The organism is Candidatus Desulfolinea nitratireducens, from assembly GCF_982879505.1.
The window spans coordinates 1-19,346 of sequence record NZ_CEYOSI010000042.1; the positions used below are offsets into that span (position 1 = coordinate 1).

At 47.5% G+C, this 19,346-nt stretch carries 20 protein-coding genes and 1 tRNA gene; 5 read left to right on the top strand and 16 right to left on the bottom strand.

Features of this window, described 5'->3' with window-relative positions; all coding sequences use genetic code 11:
- The first annotated feature begins 121 nt into the window (after positions 1 to 121).
- From AC3DOM_RS05540 to AC3DOM_RS05550, 3 genes are all read left to right on the top strand, one after another.
- Complete coding sequence (locus AC3DOM_RS05540) at positions 122 to 703, top strand: hypothetical protein (protein ID WP_487918033.1); 582 nt, start codon at positions 122 to 124, stop codon at positions 701 to 703.
- A 96-nt stretch (positions 704 to 799) separates the two neighbouring features.
- Positions 800 to 1,489: a tetratricopeptide repeat protein gene (locus AC3DOM_RS05545; protein WP_487918034.1), complete on the top strand. Its 690-nt coding sequence runs from the start codon at positions 800 to 802 to the stop codon at positions 1,487 to 1,489.
- Between the two features lie 129 nt (positions 1,490 to 1,618).
- Positions 1,619 to 2,059: a hypothetical protein gene (locus tag AC3DOM_RS05550; RefSeq protein WP_487918035.1), complete on the top strand. Its 441-nt coding sequence runs from the start codon at positions 1,619 to 1,621 to the stop codon at positions 2,057 to 2,059.
- A gap of 383 nt (positions 2,060 to 2,442) precedes the next feature.
- Here the strand turns inward: AC3DOM_RS05550 and AC3DOM_RS05555 are convergent, their stop codons facing one another.
- The 16 genes from AC3DOM_RS05555 to AC3DOM_RS05630 form a co-directional block, all read right to left on the bottom strand.
- On the bottom strand, positions 2,443 to 3,165 hold the full coding sequence (locus AC3DOM_RS05555; protein WP_487918036.1) for an SH3 domain-containing protein: 723 nt from the start codon (positions 3,163 to 3,165) through the stop codon (positions 2,443 to 2,445).
- A gap of 271 nt (positions 3,166 to 3,436) precedes the next feature.
- On the bottom strand, positions 3,437 to 3,688 hold the full coding sequence (locus AC3DOM_RS05560; RefSeq protein ID WP_487918037.1) for a hypothetical protein: 252 nt from the start codon (positions 3,686 to 3,688) through the stop codon (positions 3,437 to 3,439).
- Positions 3,689 to 4,636, bottom strand: coding sequence for a hypothetical protein (locus AC3DOM_RS05565; RefSeq protein WP_487918038.1), 948 nt, complete (start codon positions 4,634 to 4,636; stop codon positions 3,689 to 3,691).
- Positions 4,614 to 5,405, bottom strand: coding sequence for an efflux RND transporter periplasmic adaptor subunit (locus AC3DOM_RS05570; RefSeq protein ID WP_487918039.1), 792 nt, complete (start codon positions 5,403 to 5,405; stop codon positions 4,614 to 4,616). Before AC3DOM_RS05570 ends, AC3DOM_RS05565 begins: the two co-directional genes overlap by 23 nt.
- Positions 5,406 to 5,412: 7 nt before the next feature.
- Positions 5,413 to 6,222, bottom strand: coding sequence for an efflux RND transporter periplasmic adaptor subunit (locus tag AC3DOM_RS05575; protein ID WP_487918040.1), 810 nt, complete (start codon positions 6,220 to 6,222; stop codon positions 5,413 to 5,415).
- Positions 6,223 to 6,231: 9 nt separating this feature from the next.
- Positions 6,232 to 6,918 carry an ABC transporter ATP-binding protein gene (locus AC3DOM_RS05580; protein ID WP_487918041.1) on the bottom strand — a complete coding sequence of 229 codons (687 nt, stop codon included), beginning with the start codon at positions 6,916 to 6,918 and terminating at the stop codon, positions 6,232 to 6,234.
- Positions 6,919 to 7,014: 96 nt separating this feature from the next.
- Positions 7,015 to 8,241: an ABC transporter permease gene (locus AC3DOM_RS05585; RefSeq protein WP_487918042.1), complete on the bottom strand. Its 1,227-nt coding sequence runs from the start codon at positions 8,239 to 8,241 to the stop codon at positions 7,015 to 7,017.
- Positions 8,242 to 8,276: 35 nt separating this feature from the next.
- A complete protein-coding gene (locus tag AC3DOM_RS05590) occupies positions 8,277 to 9,509 on the bottom strand; it encodes an ABC transporter permease (RefSeq protein WP_487918043.1) in 1,233 nt (410 codons plus the stop codon).
- 71 nt (positions 9,510 to 9,580) lie between these two features.
- The gene (locus AC3DOM_RS05595) at positions 9,581 to 10,273 is read right to left on the bottom strand and encodes a TetR/AcrR family transcriptional regulator (protein ID WP_487918044.1); all 693 of its coding nucleotides are present in this window, start codon (positions 10,271 to 10,273) and stop codon (positions 9,581 to 9,583) included.
- Between the two features lie 150 nt (positions 10,274 to 10,423).
- Entirely contained in the window at positions 10,424 to 10,855 is a 432-nt protein-coding gene (locus AC3DOM_RS05600) for a hypothetical protein (protein WP_487918045.1), read from the bottom strand.
- Between the two features lie 461 nt (positions 10,856 to 11,316).
- The gene (locus tag AC3DOM_RS05605; protein ID WP_487918046.1) at positions 11,317 to 12,171 is read right to left on the bottom strand and encodes an NAD(P)-dependent oxidoreductase; all 855 of its coding nucleotides are present in this window, start codon (positions 12,169 to 12,171) and stop codon (positions 11,317 to 11,319) included.
- 20 nt (positions 12,172 to 12,191) lie between these two features.
- Positions 12,192 to 12,881 carry a hypothetical protein gene (locus AC3DOM_RS05610; RefSeq protein ID WP_487918047.1) on the bottom strand — a complete coding sequence of 230 codons (690 nt, stop codon included), beginning with the start codon at positions 12,879 to 12,881 and terminating at the stop codon, positions 12,192 to 12,194.
- 174 nt (positions 12,882 to 13,055) lie between these two features.
- A complete protein-coding gene (locus tag AC3DOM_RS05615) occupies positions 13,056 to 14,330 on the bottom strand; it encodes an O-acetylhomoserine aminocarboxypropyltransferase/cysteine synthase family protein (RefSeq protein WP_487918048.1) in 1,275 nt (424 codons plus the stop codon).
- Positions 14,327 to 15,415: a homoserine O-succinyltransferase MetA gene (gene metA, locus AC3DOM_RS05620; protein WP_487918049.1), complete on the bottom strand. Its 1,089-nt coding sequence runs from the start codon at positions 15,413 to 15,415 to the stop codon at positions 14,327 to 14,329. The genes AC3DOM_RS05615 and metA overlap by 4 nt, the downstream gene beginning before the upstream one ends.
- A 243-nt stretch (positions 15,416 to 15,658) precedes the next feature.
- A complete protein-coding gene (gene lipA / locus AC3DOM_RS05625) occupies positions 15,659 to 16,594 on the bottom strand; it encodes a lipoyl synthase (RefSeq protein WP_487918050.1) in 936 nt (311 codons plus the stop codon).
- 109 nt (positions 16,595 to 16,703) lie between these two features.
- The gene (locus AC3DOM_RS05630; RefSeq protein WP_487918051.1) at positions 16,704 to 18,023 is read right to left on the bottom strand and encodes an NfeD family protein; all 1,320 of its coding nucleotides are present in this window, start codon (positions 18,021 to 18,023) and stop codon (positions 16,704 to 16,706) included.
- A 268-nt stretch (positions 18,024 to 18,291) separates the two neighbouring features.
- Between AC3DOM_RS05630 and AC3DOM_RS05635 the strand changes: the two genes are divergently transcribed.
- Positions 18,292 to 18,993, top strand: a complete 702-nt coding sequence (locus AC3DOM_RS05635) for a methyltransferase family protein (protein WP_487918052.1) — start codon at positions 18,292 to 18,294, stop codon at positions 18,991 to 18,993.
- A gap of 163 nt (positions 18,994 to 19,156) precedes the next feature.
- Positions 19,157 to 19,228 (top strand) — tRNA-Gly (locus AC3DOM_RS05640).
- Positions 19,229 to 19,346 lie beyond the last annotated feature (118 nt).

A 19,346-nucleotide genomic window follows, 5' to 3' on the forward strand; every position in this document is an offset into this window, starting at 1 on the left:
CCTACGAAAATATGGACACACAACTCTTTATCCGAACTCTATTTGATTTACCCATTAGAAGGTGTCTTGTATAAATTTTTATAAACAGTAATATTGTGGATATTAGGAGCAAGAATTCCTTATGATGAAATCAATATTTTGGAGTTTGTTGGTATTTATTATATTTACCACAATAGGATTAATAATTGCTAGTATGCCTGACTTTAAAGATCCGTCACCTGTTAGTTTAGTCACGGTTTTGGGATTATCTCTTACCATTGGAATTAGTAGTTTTTTGAATAGCATCAGACCAAATCTCTTCGCAAGATTTCTAGTTCTTTTTAACATCACAAATCTCTTGTTAGCATCTGCTATTCATGGTATTGGAACAGCCCTAAAAGGGTGGATTTGGATTGTATTTTTGCTGGTTGGGTATATATTAGTTTGGGTTTCTCCATACCTAAATATTAGATTTGTCAAATCACAAAGCAATATCAATAGATTCTGGAAGGTGAATTCGATAAAAGGTCGTATGAACAACTTTCTGACTCTACTTTTGTTAGTCAGCATAGGTGGATTTTGTAGCTTGTTTAGTTTTTATAGTCGCATACTCTGGGATGTTAGTTCACCAGTATTATTGGTGATCGGAGTAATTAGTGCAATCCTATCCTTTAGTTTGGGACAATATTTTTCATATCACCTGTGGAAAGAAATGCAAAATTAAATTTAGTCGCATTTTTTTAAATAAAATGTTAAATCATAAAATAACTAATAGACTGATGATTATACTTAGCTCACTATGTTCTAAGAGGAACTATTTATGAATTGGTTATCGAAGAAAACTGCAGAACAATATTATCTAGAAGGAACAACCCAATCGATCAAAGGCAATTTCAAAAAGGCTATTAAATTACTTTCAAAAGCTATTGAATTATTACCTGAATATCAAGATGCATACATTCACCGGTCAATTGCCTATATAAACCAAGGAGAAAATGACCATGCGCTTGCAGATTTAAACTATGTGATTGAAAAAAATTCTGGGAATGATATAGCTTATTATAATCGTAGTATTGCAAATATGGGTTTTGGGAAAACCGATCTGGCGCTTGCTGACATAGAAAGTGCAATTCTTTTAGCTCCTAAAGAGGCAGAATATTATAATCATCGAAGTATTATTCATTCAGTTAGAGAAGAATTTGAATTGGCTTTGGATGATGCTGAAATGGTAATTGAATTAGGAAATACGAAGGCTGGTCATAATAATCGGGCGATAATTTTTGAGAAGGTTAGAGATTACCCTGCCGCCATTAATGAATGGACAAAGGTATTGAAAGAAGATCCGAATAATCCCAAAGCATATTGTAGGAGAGGTATTTTATATGAAAAGGTTGGTAATAATAAAAGTGCCATTAATGATCTAATCAAAGGATTGAAGCGTAAAGAACAGTTGATGGGCGATATTAGAGAGCAAGCAGAAAATTTACTCCAAAAACTAGAGATTACATAGAATATAGTTGGTGAGAATAATATGGAAATTATAAAACAACTCCCTTTTGGTCTCCTCTGGGGAGCAGGTATCATTGGTGCATTGATCGGTAAATTCCTTTGGCGTTTGTGGAAGAAACGGAAATCATAAATGTTGATCTTTTTCCAAAAACACGCCCCGACCATCTCCATCCTGCTGCTTGTCGCGCTGCTGGTTGCCCTGCTTTTCTACCCTGATTCATCTCGTGGCTTATCCATGGGAATACTCGTTTTCGGCATAGGAACAGCAATTATTTTCACCATTCAAAGAAATTGGCAAAAGCACAACCCTTCGACAGGCACAGGGCAAGAGCATAGCGAAAATACGCTCTCAGAATTCTTACGCAATACCGCCCTCGACCTGATCGGTCTTGCACTCACAATGATAGCGGCGATCTGGCTCGGTAGATTGGCTGGTGGCTTCGCCGGGATGGCGGTGGGGAGCAAAGCCGGTCAATTATGGGGGATGTTGGCGGGGATTTTAGTGGGCATGGGAGCTGGTTTTATCGGTGCCTGGAGCGTAGGTCGCGTTTGGGGGTTGGTTAGGGGGTAGGGGAAGCCTTTTGTAATCCACATTCCCGTCTATACCCACTCATTTTAAAACCTTCCTTTTTTCGTTTAGAAACCTCTCTTATCTCGTTCGAAAACGAGTCTAGACTCGTTTGGAAACTTCTCTAGACATGATTTGAATCATCTCAGTATATGTTTTATATCCTCTCTAGACTCGTTTCCAATACTTCGAGGGAACCTTTCGAAGTCTTTGCTTGCCATATACTTCACTATTTACCTGGCTGGATTCGCCTGACCCCGCAGGGGGACCAGTGACCCAATGTGTTCAGGCTCATCCCCTTAATCTGTAAAGTAGCTGTAGGTCTCGTATTTCTGAGGAAGTTAGTTGTACAGGGATATCTATGGGATGGTCCCAAATATCTGCAATTAACGATAGTAGACAAAGGGTTGGGCTGCCACCTGCGTATCCGTTTGGGATAAAAAGACATTCATCGTCAGTTGACCTGAAAGCACCGCGCTTCCATCAGCCCAGACGCCTGGCATTGCTTTTTGGAAGTGGGCATTCCCATTGGCGTCAGCTTTTCCCTGGGTGAAAACGATTGACTTATTGCCTGAGGCGAGCATTACGTAAAAGGAAGCATTGGATGACATTTTCGAGATAATAACATCTGCTGTGTTATTTGTAATACTGATCAGAACATTTGCTGTGTAGGATGCGCCTGATGATGAGGTCTGCTGGTAAGAGGCATTCGAGATCGGCAGGTCTTCAATGCTCACACTGGCATTGAACCTTACATATTCCTCTTCGAAATAGAATATCCATCCCTCATTGTCCGCACCATTCACGTTCAGCCATTGGCTGTCAGGGGAGCGCCCAAGTAATTCAAAGGTTGAGCAGACTGGCAATGCAGTCAAACTGGCTGCGTTAACGTCTGGGCTTACGCGCAGAAATAAGCCCGATGCTGCCATAATCTGCCCCATGGCTGGATCTGAATCGATGATCGAAGAGTTACAGACCACGCCAGCTGTCCCGGCGAGATTCGCAGTCGTTCTTCCTGATCCAAGCAGTATAACCAGAACGACCACAACTACGGCTCCAATAATGAGCCACATACTTTTCTTTTTATCTGAGAAGATATTCTTCAGCATTTCCATGTTTTTTCCTTTAAAATTATGATGGGTGATGAGCTTTCGTTCTTAATATTAGTTGCCAAACATTGGGAAAAAGGGTTTAGCGTGCTAACGAATACTCAGAAAAATTTCAGTGAATCCTACCATATATTCAAGGTTGCAAATGTGATTGAACAGTAGGGAGAGTCAAAAGTCGAAAGCAATAAATTACTGAAGTTGCGAGAAGCGTAGCGACGACAGAGGCGCTGCATTCCACGAAGGTGATATTTCCACTGTTGGGGAAGGGTGTTTATTTATATTTCTTCCTGATCTCGTCGATATCAGGAATTTCCTGGGCAGCATGCTTGAGGACCTCAAAGGCGCGCTCGATCAGCGCGGAGAGGCGCGAATCTTTGATATCACCCCCAGAGTCGATCTCCTCCAGCACTTTGATGATATTGCCGCGTAATCCGCTGGCTCGCCGCGCCCAGAGAGAATCGACGGACAACCGTTCAAGGCGTTTTGCCAGCATTCGCAATAATTCTATTTCTGATTGCTTCATCTAATCCCCCATAACTTTTTCGGCAGAGAATGAACCAGGTCTTATTTTCCCCCAGACGAGCTTGACCAAGTTCTCCGTCCGCCAAAAGGCGACCGCCGCCATCCCATGGGCGAGGACTGCAAAAAGGGGCGGCTTCTGAAAGGTGTAATAGGTCCAGCATTCGCGGGTGGTGCCCCAAAGCTCAAGGTAATATCCCAACCCGGCTCCGGCGATAAATGTCAGCACAGCGGTACGATAATTGGTGGGGGTCAATATCAGCAGCGCAACCAGCAATATGGAGAGTAGGGTATAGGATTTATCAAAGGTTGGAGCGACAAAAGAGAGCATCAGAGCGAAGAAGGCAGGGAATAGAAACCAGTAAAGAACTTTTAACCGCCAAGACGCGAAGTTCGCCAAGTTTTCATTAAAGGCGCCAAGGTTTGTTAATGGTTTTGCTCCCTTGGTATTTTGTTTTTTCTTGGCGTTTTGGCGGTTTAAAAAAAGATAATTTAACAAACGCACTATGCGATTGATCGTCAGCGTAGCAATCGGCCAGGCAGGGATGATCCAGAGGGGCGGGCGTTCAGCGGTGTAATAATGCCAGAGATTGGTCTGGGTTCCCCAGGATTCGATCACCAATCCGCCAAAGGTGGCGACAATGATGGTTAACGAATCCAGGCCCAAATCCGCGCGCGAAACGATGGCGACCGACATAAAGAGAAAAATGCCGATCAGGAGCCAATCCATATAAAGCCACCAGGGGCCAGTCCAGTCAATATAGGAAAGGACCTCCTCTGCCAGCGGCCACCAAACGTAGAGGATCAGACCGATCGTCAGGAAGAAAACGCTCAGGAGGATGCTGCTATGGCGTGTCCAACCAAAAAGCGAGACGATTCGCCTCCAGAGAGGCAGACCATCTCGCTCCATATTTTGTGGTGGTGAATTTTTACTGGTTTCTGTCGAAGTCAATTTTTGTACTCATGCCCCAGCGCAGGGATGCAGGATATTCCTTCAGGATGATCGTTGTAGTGTACACCACATCGCTGCTATTGTCAGTGGGGATGGGGGAGATCGCAACAACAAGACCTTCGATTTCCAACTCCAGCGCTTCAATATAGACAAGCGCAGTGTCCCCAACACTGATATGGACGACATCCCGCTCATTCAGATCGGTGGTCTCGATTTTGAGATTCTCCAGATCGGCCAGCAGGATGACACCCAGGTGGGGGCTGACGACCTCACCCACCATTACGCTGATATCGACCACCGTCGCATTGAAGGGAGCCAGGAGCGTTTTTTGATTACGGCTGAGGAGGGCGGTCTCAACTGCCTTTTCTGCCGCATCAATCCGATTTTCAGCCAGCCAGCGCCTCTCGGGTGGTTTATTTTTGTGGGCCCAGGTCCAATAGACCAGTTCTAATTCGGCGATCCGCAGGGAGGCTTCTGCCGCCAAAACTGCGCTATCCAGTTCAGGGGCATCAATCGCGATCAGAGATTCTCCGGCTTGGACAAGATCGCCCTCTGCTACGAAGACCTCAGCAATGGATCCAGCGATTAGAAAGCTCAGGGTAGATTGCTGTCCGGGAACGACGATTCCCTCGGTCAAATCCGATTCAGTAATTTCTGCATCAGCAGATGGAATTTCAGGAGCAGACTCTGTTGCAGGGGTGGGTGCAGAATTACAACTGACGATCAGCAAGAGCAGCGGCAAAAGCCCCATCAAGCTTCGGTTTTTCATCGCAGCCTCACCCTTCTACAGCGATCTTGATTTCAGCGCTCATACCCCAGCGTGCCTCTGGAATCTCTTCATCAAGGGAAATGATCACTGTATAAACCACGTCTCCACCGACGCTCGAAGCCTGTTCCGCAATCCGACTTACCCTCCCATTCACTTCCTGGTCGAGGGCGTCGATATTAATTGTGGCAGATTGACCAATTTTTACCTTAGGGATATCCCTTTCGCTCAGGTCAGTTGTCTCGATCTGCATTTCTGTCAGATCACCGATCGTGATCACGATCAGGCCGGGGGTAACAGTTTCACCGGGGGAAATATCCACAGAAACGACTGTCCCACTGATCGGAGTGACCAAGGTAGCCTGTTTCAGCCTTTCGAGGTCGGCATCCAGGATCGCATTTTGACGGGCGACTTCGGCTTCTGCTGCATCGATATCTTCGTTAGAGCTATTAATGATCCTACGCAGATAGCTGACCTGGGTCTGGGCTGCAATGATATTTGCTTCCCTTTCAGCGACTATTGCCTGGAGAATGGCAGTATCCAGTTGAACCAGGCTTTGACCGGATTCCACCAAATCGCCTTCGGCGACATCAACGGTAGCGACTGATCCCGTCAGCGGGAAGCTCAGTTGAATTTGGTTTACCGGAACGATGATCGCTGAGGCGGCCACAGTTTCCGTACTTATGCTTTGGCTGTTGCCACCGTTACTACTGAGGACGACGGTCGGGATGGCCTCCGGGGTTCCGGAGATTCCGCCACAGGCAGACAGGATTGTCACACCAATTAACATTGGGAGCAGAACCCAGCGGGATGATTTCATGAGGTTTTCCTACTTTCCAGAGTTCTTATCTTCAATGATCAGGCCATCTTCCAGGGTGATGACACGTTTTGCATATTTGATCACGCGCGGATCGTGTGTTGCGAAGACGAAGGTGGTACCAGTCTCTTCGTTGAGCTTCTTCATAATTTCCATGACTTGTTCGCCGTTTTCAGTATCAAGGTTGGCTGTCGGCTCATCGGCGAGAATCAGTAGGGGTTCAGAAGCAAGTGCACGGGCAACTGCAACGCGCTGCTGTTGACCACCGCTCATCTGATCGGGGCGGTGTTCAGCCCAATCAACGAGGCCGACTGCGTCGAGCAATTCCATCACACGGGCTTTGTGATTATTTTTCTTTCCGATCAGCAGAAGGGGCAATTCCACATTTTCATACGCGGTCAGCGTGGGAACCAGGGCAAAGAATTGGAAGATAAATCCAATCGTGCCCTTGCGCAGATCAGCTCGTTGATTGCGATTCATCCCGGTTGCTTCCTCATTATTGATGAAGACTTTGCCGGAAGTCGGCTTATCGAGGCAGCCGATCAATTGCAAGAGGGTGGTTTTGCCAGACCCGGACGGACCGACCAATGTGGTGAATTCACCTTCGCCAATGCTCAGGTCAACCCCGCGCAGCGCGTGGGTTTCTACTTCGCCGATGGTGTAAACGCGGGTAATATCTGTAAGTTTTGCGATTTCCATGAGTTTTTCTCCTTTGTTTACGTAGAGCGTCCCGCAGGTTGCGGTAAGGCAGGTCTGTTCTGGGGAAGAAACCTGCGGGACGGTGCGTAATATAGTCTAGTTATTGCTGTGCAATGCGTCCACAGGTTCCAATTTGGCGGCCTGCGAAGCGGGGTAATATCCAGAAAGCATGGTGATCAGCAGCGCAGCAACACTGACGCTGATCGCGTCACCAACCGTGGGGTAAGGGTAGATTGAGTTTCCGAACATAAATGATGAGTTTGCAGAGATGCCCATATCGCCAAGAAAGAAGCCTACCTGTGCATAGTAGAGGACAAGCGGCACACCGATGGCCAGCCCGATCAGAACACCGCCAATCGCCAGCAAAGTGGCTTCTGTCAGGAAGAGGGCTTTGACCTGTTTGGCTTTCATACCGAGTGCACCCAGAATACCCATTTCCCGGGTGCGTTCGTAAACGGCCATCAAAAGGGTATTCATGATGACGGTTGAGGTGACACCCAGGACCATCAGGTTGAAGAAGAACATCATGGCATTGGACAGTTGTTCGACGATCACGATGAGCTGGTTGAGTTCCACCCAATCTTCAACGATATATCCGGGAGCCTGGATAGCATCCTTGACTGCAGCGGTATCATCCATATCGTGCAAAAGGATATAGATCATGCTCGCATAGTTGTCGGTCCGAGAGATCGTTTGAGCCTTTTCCAGCGGCATAAAAATGGTTGATTTATCATAAGCAGGGGTATCCGTGGTGTAGATACCGCGAACAGTAAAGCGTTGTTCATCTGTATCCCCTTCGGAGGTGTTGATGATCAAATCGATCGTATCTCCGGGATTTATATCCAGACTTTCCGCCAGAGGCAGGCCGATCAGGACCCCTTCATGATCATCAGTGCTGAAATACTCGCCTGCGACCATGCCCTCGATATACATTGCGTTGGTAGCAGAGGGAGGATCAATCCCAAGGATCTGTACGCCGATGGTTTCATTTTTGAAGGCAACGATACCGCTTATATTCAGACGCGGGCTGGCTGCCTTGACCTGGGAGATCTCCTCGATCTGGCCGGATATCTCGAGGGGTCCCTCGATCATATCCTCACGCTTCAGGCTCATATTTTCATCTTTGTAATCCTCGGCGTGGATTTGTAAATGGCCTGTGCGCAGGTTGATCGTCAGATCCAATGCACCGCGCATTTCACCGCGGATCGTGGCCGACATAAAAAGTAATAGGGCAGTACCGATTGCGATTGCGATTGCTGAAAGCGCAGAGCGACGTTTATTACGCGCCAGATTTCGCAATGACATTTTTAAAATGTAGTTCATGCTGATTCTCCTTGGAAAGCATCCATGGATGCGACCTAAACGTGATGCAGGGCATCTGCAGGTTCGCGGCGAGATGCTTCCATGGCAGGGTATAGTGCCGCTAATGTGGAGATGATTGCCACCATCCCGGCACGCTGCAAAGTCAGATTGACATCAAAAGCAGGATAAATATATGAGCCCATTAGTGCCATATAATCAACCATATCAACTGCAAAGCCGTAGTTAATTCCGTAAAAACCCAGAATTGAGGTGATCAAATACCCCATGATCGTTCCAACCAAAGCGCCCACCAAACCGATCATGATCCCTTCAAAGAGGAAGAGCATGGTGATTTGCCGGGGCTTAAGCCCGATGGCGCCGAGCAAGCCGATCTCTTTTGTGCGCTCGTAAATTGACATCAGCAAGATATTGAAGATGCCGATCGCGGCGATGCCCAGAAGGACTGCACTGAAGCCGGTCATGATCGCATTTTTCATCTCGACCGTTGAACTCAATTCAGGGATGGCCGTTTTCCAGGTTGAGATCTCATAGCCTGTGAGCGAAGCATTCAGCGCCTCTACGATGGGATTTTCTTTTCCTGTGATCTCGGTATAGAGGATCACTTCGGTGACTTCATCGCCAAGATCGTATAGAAGTTGGGCCTCACTGAGGGAAATATACAAACTCTGGCGTTCAAAAGATGGCAGGTTGATATCGTAAACCCCGATGACGGTCATTGTCCGTTTGCGCATCTCATCGTTCGTGGCTTTGCCGCTCATGGTGATGCGGTCCCCAATACCAATCTCCATCGCATCTGCCAAACCCTTTCCGATAAAGATCACATCTTCATCGTCGCCTTTCAAAAGACGTCCATCCAGAAGAAATTCTTCCTGGAAAATGGGATTGACGGGGGCTTCTTTTTCCGGTTCGATGCCATTTATACTGACTGAGAATGCTCCGGCGCGATTTGTGACCAGGCCACCGGTATTTGCGTGTCGTAAAGCTACTTCTACACCGGGTTGGCTTTCAGCCGCTTGAACGGCATCCAGTCCATTTCCCAGGGGGAGCATCGGGTTTGGACTATATGAATCTTCATATCCGTTTGCGCGGATTTGGATATTTCCACCGCTCAATTTGATCGCGTTGCCGTAAACAGCGCTTTCAAAGCCGAACAACATCCCGTCGTACATGACCAGGAAGGACATCATCATTCCCATGGCCATGACGACGAGCAGCGTTCTGCGCCGATTACGCCATAAATTGCGCCAGGCTAACTTTAGTAGTAGCATAGATTTCTCCTTTGTTGTCCTCACCCTCCGCCCTTATCATATCTGCAGGGTGCTCCCTGGGGGAGAGGGGACTATTTCTCCCCTATGAGGGGGGAGTTTGAGGGGGGGCGTGTAATAAATTCTGATTCGGTCTTGCGCAAGCCATATTCCATTACGTATAAGAGTTTATCGATCATTTCCTGAGTCTTTGCAGAGTAGACCCATGCTGCAAAATCTTTTTGCTTCATACCTTCATCAAGGATATAAGTTGTAATCGTATTTTGCCAGGCCTCCATGACCATAACCGCCAGTTCTACATCTATACTCGGATCAATTTCTCCTTTTTTAATGGCATTATCGATCATATTTTTTATAAATTCTTTTGTTCTTTCGCGGGCATCGGCCAGGTACTTACTGAAAAAGAATCTCTCACCAACCATTACGCGAGTCACAGCTTGCACCATCTTTGAGTTTGTAGAATTGAATGCCAGGCCTGTTTTAACCATCCAACGATAATAAGCAAAGGTATCCAAATTCATATTCGGAGGGGATTGTCCGCTAAGATAGGCCATTTTTTCTCGCTCAAGGATCTTAAGTAAATGCATAAAGATATCTTGCTTATCTTCAAAATACTGGTAGAAACTTCCCTTGGATATGCCACTCTTCGATACGATCCGATTCGTGGACGCATTCTCAAGTCCAAACTCTGCGAACTCATCAACAGCAATATTGATGATATTCTCGCGTTTTTCATCAGGAAGATTAAAAAAAGTTTGTTTTGGCATAATTTTATATGACCTGGTGGTCATATGACCACCAGGTCATATTATAGACCTGAAAAATTCTTTGTCAAGGATGACTTCTACGTTACGCTCTTGCCCTCAGCTTGCGAGGCTTCGAGGGGCATCGAGTCTGTCTCGGTTATCGTTTATTCCTTACTCTACAGTAGGGAAACTGCATCTTTTAAATATCATTTCAGGTTCTTCTAAAAGAATGCCTGATGAATAATCTCTTGGATTTACTAAAGCGATATAGGCTGCTATTTGCCAATCCATGTGTAGAATCATTTGAGAGTGAAGCTCATCGAAATAAGGGTCTATCCCAAGTTTTGCGAATTCGTTTCTGATTTCCTGTAATTCGATAATACGGTTTAGCCAACCGCTGTTCCTATCGCTCATTAGCGGGATTACTGCTTCCCATTGATCTAAAAGTGGGTTTATTAAAGCAAAATATTCATCTTTTACTTCATCAGAAATGTTTTTGGGCTTGGGTGTTGAGTAGGGTATTGGCGTTTCTGGTGAACAAGCCTGAATCATAAGGGTCAATATTAGAACGATGGCCAATTTGTATGCGTTTGACTTGTCCATACTTATTCTCCTTAGAAAAAAAAGACCACCACAAAAAATGTGATGGTCTCGCCAATCGCTATTTGTTTCAGCGCACGGATCACCGAGTGCGTGCTGAGATGAATTCAGCCTTGCTCTGTCTTGACGACGATCCGACCTGCAGGGGGCAGGAGGCTACTCCCCAGTACTCACACAATATACAACTTAAAAATCCCCATGTCAAGAAGAATCCGGGCAATTCCAAATATGACTCCGCAAGGAGTGGCCGATTCCTCGCAGAAGCATCAAGGACTCTTACGACGAAGGGGTCTTATTTTCCGTGAGATTGCTTCGTCGGGTAAAGCCCTCCTCGCAAAATCGTCTCTATTTGAAATTGCTGGAAGAATCCGGGCGCTTTAGTTCATTTTTATATACTAGACCTATTGCATATGTGCTCCCGTCGGCTAGAGCAATGTCAAAAAGGGACTTTTACAAGAAATCTATTATTTTGGTTTATCAGGATTAAGCAAAGCCTCGAGGACCTCTTCGACCGGAGGCGGGGACTCGTCGCCTTTGAACTTGCTGATCCGATCATAGATTTCATATGCGGCGAGGTGGAATCCATCCGGAAGTCCCGCGGCTTCAAATGTTGAGGCGATCTCTTTCATTTCCCCGGAAAAGCGCCAGGCCTTTGCAGTCACTCGACTAACCCTCGCAAGTGTTTCTTTTGCAAACTTCGGATCATATCGCGACCATTGCTTTTCCAGTTCTTTGCGAACGCCCATTTCTTCGGCTGCTGCAACAATACCGCATAAAAGAGCAGTCGTCCCCTTGGAGTTGGCCGCGAAACACATCTTTAATGCGGAGGCCCTACCGATCTCGTCACCCATGATTTCTGTTTCCAATGGTCCTTCTGTAAAGCAAGACACTACCTCTTCAGCATTGCTGCCTGATAAATAAAGCCAGGTCGAACTTGCTTTCCAGGCCGGACCGCCAATAATGCCTCCATCGACATATGCTACACCGGCCTGATCCATTAGATCGCCGATATCTTTTGCTCGTTGTGGGGAGATGGCATTCGCATCGACATAAATGCCCTCAAAAGAATGCTTCAAGACCTGCTCGGCTAGATCTGTCGCGGCATGGGGAGGGCAAACGCTGATGATCACTGAGCACTTATCGCATAATTCTTCAAGGGTTTTCAATTCGATGAGATTATGCTCGGCAGCCCGCTCGATTGTTTCCCGGCTGCGGCCTTCTGAAACCCAATAAGCCTCATGACCAGAATTCTGTGCCGACACTGCCAGAGAGATCCCCATTGCCCCCGGATGCAGGAATCCAATTTGTTTTTTGCTCATTAGGTAGCCTCCTGTGAATTCTATTGAATCCCCAATTTATTGGCAACTCTCATGGTGAATTCATCAACGGATTCATTTACGCTTCTTGAACACACACTGATCTTATTTTCCAGAGATTCTTTGAGGATCGTTTGATTGATATTTTCGTCAAATTCCAGAAATTTCCGCCACGCTTCCTCTGGGTTTGGTAATTGGTAAATATATTCTTTCATGGCTAAACGTTCATCGCTCCCCTCCCAAATTTCGGTGCTCGAGCGGTCCGGACCCATCAGACATATAATATTTTTGGGGGAAATGATTTCTGCCACCAGGCCGGGATTGCTTATCCCCCCATCGATCAGGATGCTGGCGCTGGCATCTGTAGCATTCAGGTCTTCGGCGAGGAGATCCAGATATTCTGGAAGTGCGGTCTGGTTGAACTGATTGAAGTCATCCCAGGTCATATCCAGTAAAAATGCCAATCCGTTATCCGCAGTTGACCATATTTTGTTAACTGGATGGCGTTCCTGCGTAAAACGTCCATGATATGCGCCGTAGATCTGGGCATCCATATCGTAGATGAGAATCTCAAATTTGGCTGCGAGAGCCTTGGAAACGGTTGATTTGCCAGAGCCAGCACCGCCGACGATCCAATAAAGATTTTCTCGTTTTGAAAGGGAAGGGTGAGAATCTAAAAGTAAAATATGGTTATTGGTGGATTTCTCTGGCATAGATATCTATCTCTTAGGTCTTTCCCATTTTTATTGACCTTGTCCCAATGCTCTGTGTTTGGGTGTTGTAAACAAGCAGCAACGCAGAGCATTGCTAACAGGAAAAGGGCGTTTTGCGAAAGACCGATCTCTATTGATAATATTGAAACTACGCTTTAATCTTGGTTACTGAAATTATTTTGATAAAGCTAAAGCTTGTTCCAGATCAGCGAGAATATCATCGATATGCTCAATGCCCACACATAGGCGGATCATGTCCGGTGTGATCCCTGAAGAAGCGAGTTCTTCTTCAGACATTTGGCGGTGAGTTGTTGAGGCGGGATGGGCTGCCAGTGATTTTGCGTCACCGATATTCACCAATCTCTTGAAGAGCTTGAGTGCATCGTAAAAACGTTCACCCGCTTCGAATCCACCCTTAATGCCAAAGGATAGTAAAGCAGAAGGTCGACCATTGGTATATTTTTTCGCGAGGGCATAATCAGGTGAGTTTGGTAATCCGCCGTAATTCACCCAGGATACCTGTGAATGCCTGTTGAGGAAATTTGCCACAGAGATAGCGTTCTCACAGTGACGCTCCATACGCAGCGCCAGGGTCTCAATACCCTGCAAGATCAGGAACGCATTGAAGGGGCTGATCGCTGATCCGGTATTGCGCAGTGGAACTGTACGGGCTCGGGCGATATAAGCTGCCTCTCCCATCGCTTCTGTATAAACGACACCATGATAGGAAGCCTCAGGCGTATTTAACATCGGAAAGCGCTCCGGATATTTAGCCCAGGGGAATTTTCCGCTATCCACGAGAATGCCACCCAACGAAGTGCCATGACCACCCATATATTTGGTCAGCGAGTGAGCCACAATATCGGCACCGTAATCGAAGGGTTTGATCAGGATCGGGGTCGCAACAGTATTGTCGACGATCACGGGGACACCGTATTGGTGAGCCATTTTTGCAATCGCTTCGATATCGACGATGTTTCCGGTCGGGTTGCTGATGCTTTCACAGTAGACGGCGGTTGTTTTGTCGTCAATGAGCGCCTCAAGGCTGGCTGGACTGCCATCCTTTGCGAAACGCACTTCGATCCCCTGCTTAGGAAACATATGCGCAAAAAGGGTATAGGTTCCACCATAAAGGAGGGGCGCGGAAACGATATTATTACCCATTTCTGTGATGGTCAAAATCGCATAATTAATGGCCGCACTCCCAGCGCTGAGAGCCAGAGCGCCAATGCCGCCTTCCAGCGCAGCCACTCGTTTTTCCAAAACATCAGCTGTGGGATTCATGATGCGGGTGTAAATATTGCCCTCCACAGCTAAATTAAATAAATCAGCACCGTGTTGGGCGCTATCAAACTCATAGGCGACGGTTTGGTAAATGGGCACAGCCACCGATTTGGTGGTGGCTTCGCTTTCATATCCACTATGAATGGCAATCGTTTCTGGCTTCATCGTCTTTTATCTCCTGTATTATTTAGACCGAGAGGGTCGTTTGGATCTATGCCGGGGACAAAGGGGATCTTCCTGTCGACATCCGTGAGTTGATAAACAAGGCCAAGCCAATTATTGAAAAATGCTCTCCCGGTATCGCGCCAGGTATTATCCAAATGAGGCTTAATTTCTTTTTCTGGAAATTCGGCTATTGGATTACCTTGTTCCAATGCCGCAAAGACAAGTTCCTGATAGTAGTCAACGATTTTAGCTGCCTGCTCATTGAAATAGTTCTCAGGGTGTGGAGGGTAATCCTCGCGTTCGCCAGAAATAAATAAATTGATCTCTCGTTTATATTCTTTTAGCAAGGAGATCCGGTCATATTCGGGATGCCCCTGGAGAAAGACTAGCCGGAATTGATCGGGGCTGACTGCGATATGAACGCCACCCTCTTCGCTGTAGACCAATATTTTATATCCCGCCGCTTCAAATTGAGCCCGGCTAACGTCATTATGACGTGAATGAGGCACATCGAACCGGGTATTTGTATCCATAAGGAGTGGATGGTCGGTTTGAGTTATCCGATGATTATATACTCCCCACCTTTTATGGGGCAGTGACTTCCGCTCTATTTGACTTTGCGATTTTGCGATGGCGTGGGTTGATAAACAGGAGGATAAGGTAGATGTAACATTAACTGTGGCCCAGTTGACAATTTCTTGTAACGACATCCAAAAGGGTTCCTGGTCAAGGGAAGGGTTGGCGACATTAGCCCCGGTGATGATCAACGCATCCAGACCATCCTCCTTTAATGCTTCAAAGGATGTGTAGTATTTATCAATATGAGTTTGGATTTCTTTGCTGCGAGATAAACCGGGCACAGTGCAGGGATAAACATAGAATTGTGCGATTTGATTGCTGCTGCCGATCAAACGTAAAAACTGTAATTCGGTGGTTTGAAAGGCGGCATCTGGCATCATGTTCAGGAAACCAATATGCAATTCCCGAAAATCCTGTTTTAACGCCTGTTCCAGACTGAGAACTTCCTGTCCGTGTTGTCTTAAATGCTCAAGGGTTGGGAGGGGGGTATGGGCTACAAGGGGCATAATTAATTCTCTTTTAGTGAATTGCTAACTTGTTTAGTAAAATTGGGCAATTTTATCATGATAGCACTTGGGAGATGGAGTTTTACTCAAAGATATTCCCTTTTTAAACAACCGCAGCTTGAATTCAAGACAAAAACAAAACAGACACCTTTTCAAACCAGGTGTCTGTCTAAATAAACCACTGCGGGGTCTTTTCTTTTTTGTGTCTTGGCTATTGGGTGCAGTTCAGTGGGAGTTGATGATTTATTTCTTTTCTCTTTCTCCGTAATCCTTGCTCAACGCTCGCACCTGTTCGGCAGCGTGATAGGAGGATCTGACCAGCGGCCCAGACTCGACCCATTTGAAACCCAATTCTTTTCCGAATTCTTCCAATTCCTCAAATTCTTCCAAGGTGTAAAAGCGTGCGATCGGAAGATGTTTTTTACTCGGCTGTAAATATTGCCCGATGGTCAGGATGTCCACATCCCAGCTGCGCAGGTCACGGATGACCTCCTTGACCTCCTCGATCTCCTCACCAAGCCCAACCATGATCCCGGATTTTGTTAAACCCTCAGGGAGCAGTTTCTTGGCGTTAACCAGCGTTGCCTCGGTATTGGCGTAATTGCTCTGTGCTTGGGCAAGCTTAAATAGACGGGGGACTGTCTCTACATTATGGTTCAGAATATCAGGGTGGGCGTCCATGACGATCTTCAAGGCCTCGACCGAGCCTTTGAAATCAGGGATCAGCACCTCGACAGAACAATCATCCATGATTTCATGGATGCGGCGGATGACCATCGCAAAGATCGGTGCGCCACCATCCCGCCGTTCATCGCGATTGACGGATGTGATCACGGCGTGTTTCAACTCCATCGATTTCACGGCCTGAGCCACGCGTTCGGCCTCGTCCCAATTTAATAGGGTAGGCAGGCCGTGTTTAATGTCGCAGAATCCGCAGGAGCGGGTGCAAACATCACCAAGCATCAAAAAGGTTGCTGTGCCGGAACCCCAGCACTCGCCCATATTCGGGCATCTCGCTTCTTCGCAAACGGTGTGTAATTCCTTTGTGCGCATCAGCATTTTTAGCTTTTTATGTGTTTCGCCCGATGGAGCACGAACCCTGATCCAATCAGGGCGGCGCATCGGTTTGGTGGTAATTTCTTCGGGGTTTACCCGATCTCTTGTAGGGGTAGCAGGCATAAATCCTCGTGTGTTTTGTGTATGGAGTGTCTTTGAGAGCCGCTAATGCTTTTTAGCGGCGTGGCAATCTCCTCATTATAGGAAGACTGCTTCGTGCCTCGCAGATTAATTATTCAATTTTTTTAACTTTCAATCGCAAACCTTCAACGGATACAACTTCGATACCCTCTCCATTTGAAATTTCTTCCGATGGATCGGCTTTTTCTGCGCTCCAAAGCTCGCTGCCCACCCTGACGGTCCCATCCGGAGAGAGATCCGTTTTTGCAAAGCCTCTCTTCCCAACGAGGGACTCATGCCCCGTGCGGATGGGGGCCTTCAGTGCGCGCAATGCAAAACCAAGAATGGCGGTAAACATCAGCGCGATCAACAGAGCAACGGCGATCACTAATGGCACGGAAACGCGCGCAAAATCGGCCGTGCCCGGCGAATTGAAAAGTACCAGCGCACCGACGATAAAGGATCCAATTCCGGCGGCGGTCAACGCGCCATGCGTAGGAGCTTTGACATCCAGAATAAAGAGCACAAAGGAAACAATGATAAAGACCAGCCCAAACCAGTTGACCGGCAGCACGCCCATTCCATAGGTTGCGAGCGCAAGGGCGATCACGCCGATAAAACCCGCTACCCAGCCACCCGGACTGCCCAACTCGATAAAGATGGCCTGTGTGCCGATGGCGATCAGGATGAAGACGATATTCGGGTCAGTCAGCATTTTGAGCAATTGCTCGATCAGCGTCAGCGGAATATCCTCAACACGGGTATTGGCGGTGCTGAGAGACCGGCTCTCGTTGAGAACAGAAACTTCAAATCCATCCAACTGGGCAAGCAGGTCGCCGAGATCGCTGGCGATGAAATCGATCATCCCAATCTCAAGGGCCTCTTTTGCAGAGACAGCGCGGGCCTCTTCGATCGTTGCTTCAGCGAGGGCAATAGCCTCTGCTCCACGTCTTTCGGTCAGGGTGCGGACAGTCGCCTTGAGGGCTTCGATCTCTTTTGCCTTGGCAGTTTCTCCGATATCCGAGCCATCCGAGTTGATCGGGCTGGCCGCACCGATGATCGTCTCTGGCGCCATCGCAGAGGCATGCCCGGCAAGCGTGATCACTGTGCCGGCCGAGGCAGCCATTGCCCCACCTGGGGATACATAAACGATGATCGGAACGCGGCTGGCACGGATTGTCTGGATCATTTCATTCATTGTTGCAACGCTTCCGCCGGGGGTATTCAGTTCTAAAATAAGCGCTTCTGCGTTTGAACGCTCGGCAACTTGCACGGCCCGTTCAAGATATTGCTGCGAGGCGGGCGCGATTGCCCCATCTATGGTCATGACCATGATCGTGGAGAGACCATCCTGTGCATGGGCAGATGTCCACGAGAGGATCAGGATTGGAATCAACAGGAGCAGTAGGCGAAAGCTTTTCGATATCTTCATTATATTCATAGTTTTGATATTATACTCTTAGCAGGCAAATTTTTCTGAAACCCCGATGAGAAAGATACGTTTCAATTTTTGTGAAATCAATTACAGTTCCTGAGCGGAAGGCGACTGTACCCGAAGGGTGAAGGACGGGTTGTGGGAGAACTGCTCTTCACCCATGCGGGTACAGGCGACACCACTACGTTCCGCTCAGAGGCTGGAGATTGCAAAAAAATATCAAAGTGATTTGATGCGATTTCCCTATGTGCGAAAGGAAAATACCATGGCTGAGGATAAAAAGACCTTTACCCCTGGTGTACTCCTCCAAACATTCGTATTTGTTATCCTGCTTCCCTTTTTACCGATTCTGATCACCTGGAATTGGGGTTGGATCGAAGCCTGGCTGTATGCTTTATTGGCCATATTTGGCTTTATCATCAGCCGGATCCTGGCGGCAAACCGATACCCTGACCTCCTTGCGGAACGGGCGAAATTTGCCAAGCATGCGGGTGCAAAATCCTGGGATAAAGTCCTTGCTCGTCTGGTTGGTTTAGGGGGAGCAATTATGCCTCTTGTGGCAGCTTTGGATGTACGCGATGGGTGGTCAGGAATTTACTTCAATTGGACTTTGAAGATATTTGCGCTATTGATCATCCTGCTTGGCTATGTAATCGGCACCTGGGCCTTGATGGAAAACCGTTTTTTCTCTGGTGTTGTTCGGATCCAGAAAGATCGCGGTCATCATGTGGTGGATGGAGGCCCTTATCGCTGGGTAAGGCATCCCGGTTATGTGGGAGGTTTACTGGCCGCTTTCGGGACCCCGATCCTGCTCGATTCGCTCTGGACCTTTGGCGTGGTCGCCGTTTATACAGCGATTCTCGTCCTGCGCACCTCTCTCGAAGACCAGACCCTGCAAGCCGAATTGGAGGGCTACGCCGACTATACCCAGCGGACGCGCTATCGGCTTTTGCCGGGAATTTGGTAGTGCGCCCCCCTCTGGCTCCCCCCGTTTCACAGGGGGAGAACAGTTCCTTCGCGAAGCATATCCAGAGGATGCTCCCGCGCGCGGGGGAGGTTAGGTGGGGGAATAAACAGGGGACGCTTGACCCACTGCCCTCATCACGGTAAAATCACTGTCGCTATTCCACGCGGGAGTCGCCAAGTGGTAAGGCATCAGCTTTCCAAGCTGACATTCGCGGGTTCGATCCCCGTCTCCCGCTCTTTCACCACAAAGGCACACATGTGCCTCCTGAAGGACATTGGGGTGTCCGCACAGTGCAGGCAGGGAACATTATGCTAACTTTGGCCATTTGTGTCTTGGTGGTGAGTTAAGGGCCC

What these genes read in the sequence shown, in the direction of transcription:
- AC3DOM_RS05540 (WP_487918033.1), top strand. Translation starts at nt 122, where the DNA reads ATGATGAAATCAATATTTTGGAGTTTGTTGGTATTTATTATATTTACC.
- AC3DOM_RS05545 (WP_487918034.1), top strand. Translation starts at nt 800, where the DNA reads ATGAATTGGTTATCGAAGAAAACTGCAGAACAATATTATCTAGAAGGA.
- AC3DOM_RS05550 (WP_487918035.1), top strand. Translation starts at nt 1,619, where the DNA reads ATGTTGATCTTTTTCCAAAAACACGCCCCGACCATCTCCATCCTGCTG.
- AC3DOM_RS05555 (WP_487918036.1), bottom strand. Translation starts at nt 3,165, where the DNA reads ATGCTGAAGAATATCTTCTCAGATAAAAAGAAAAGTATGTGGCTCATT.
- AC3DOM_RS05560 (WP_487918037.1), bottom strand. Translation starts at nt 3,688, where the DNA reads ATGAAGCAATCAGAAATAGAATTATTGCGAATGCTGGCAAAACGCCTT.
- AC3DOM_RS05570 (WP_487918039.1), bottom strand. Translation starts at nt 5,405, where the DNA reads ATGAAAAACCGAAGCTTGATGGGGCTTTTGCCGCTGCTCTTGCTGATC.
- AC3DOM_RS05575 (WP_487918040.1), bottom strand. Translation starts at nt 6,222, where the DNA reads ATGAAATCATCCCGCTGGGTTCTGCTCCCAATGTTAATTGGTGTGACA.
- AC3DOM_RS05580 (WP_487918041.1), bottom strand. Translation starts at nt 6,918, where the DNA reads ATGGAAATCGCAAAACTTACAGATATTACCCGCGTTTACACCATCGGC.
- AC3DOM_RS05585 (WP_487918042.1), bottom strand. Translation starts at nt 8,241, where the DNA reads ATGAACTACATTTTAAAAATGTCATTGCGAAATCTGGCGCGTAATAAA.
- AC3DOM_RS05590 (WP_487918043.1), bottom strand. Translation starts at nt 9,509, where the DNA reads ATGCTACTACTAAAGTTAGCCTGGCGCAATTTATGGCGTAATCGGCGC.
- AC3DOM_RS05595 (WP_487918044.1), bottom strand. Translation starts at nt 10,273, where the DNA reads ATGCCAAAACAAACTTTTTTTAATCTTCCTGATGAAAAACGCGAGAAT.
- AC3DOM_RS05600 (WP_487918045.1), bottom strand. Translation starts at nt 10,855, where the DNA reads ATGGACAAGTCAAACGCATACAAATTGGCCATCGTTCTAATATTGACC.
- AC3DOM_RS05605 (WP_487918046.1), bottom strand. Translation starts at nt 12,171, where the DNA reads ATGAGCAAAAAACAAATTGGATTCCTGCATCCGGGGGCAATGGGGATC.
- AC3DOM_RS05610 (WP_487918047.1), bottom strand. Translation starts at nt 12,881, where the DNA reads ATGCCAGAGAAATCCACCAATAACCATATTTTACTTTTAGATTCTCAC.
- AC3DOM_RS05615 (WP_487918048.1), bottom strand. Translation starts at nt 14,330, where the DNA reads ATGAAGCCAGAAACGATTGCCATTCATAGTGGATATGAAAGCGAAGCC.
- metA (WP_487918049.1), bottom strand. Translation starts at nt 15,415, where the DNA reads ATGCCCCTTGTAGCCCATACCCCCCTCCCAACCCTTGAGCATTTAAGA.
- lipA (WP_487918050.1), bottom strand. Translation starts at nt 16,594, where the DNA reads ATGCCTGCTACCCCTACAAGAGATCGGGTAAACCCCGAAGAAATTACC.
- AC3DOM_RS05630 (WP_487918051.1), bottom strand. Translation starts at nt 18,023, where the DNA reads ATGAAGATATCGAAAAGCTTTCGCCTACTGCTCCTGTTGATTCCAATC.
- AC3DOM_RS05635 (WP_487918052.1), top strand. Translation starts at nt 18,292, where the DNA reads ATGGCTGAGGATAAAAAGACCTTTACCCCTGGTGTACTCCTCCAAACA.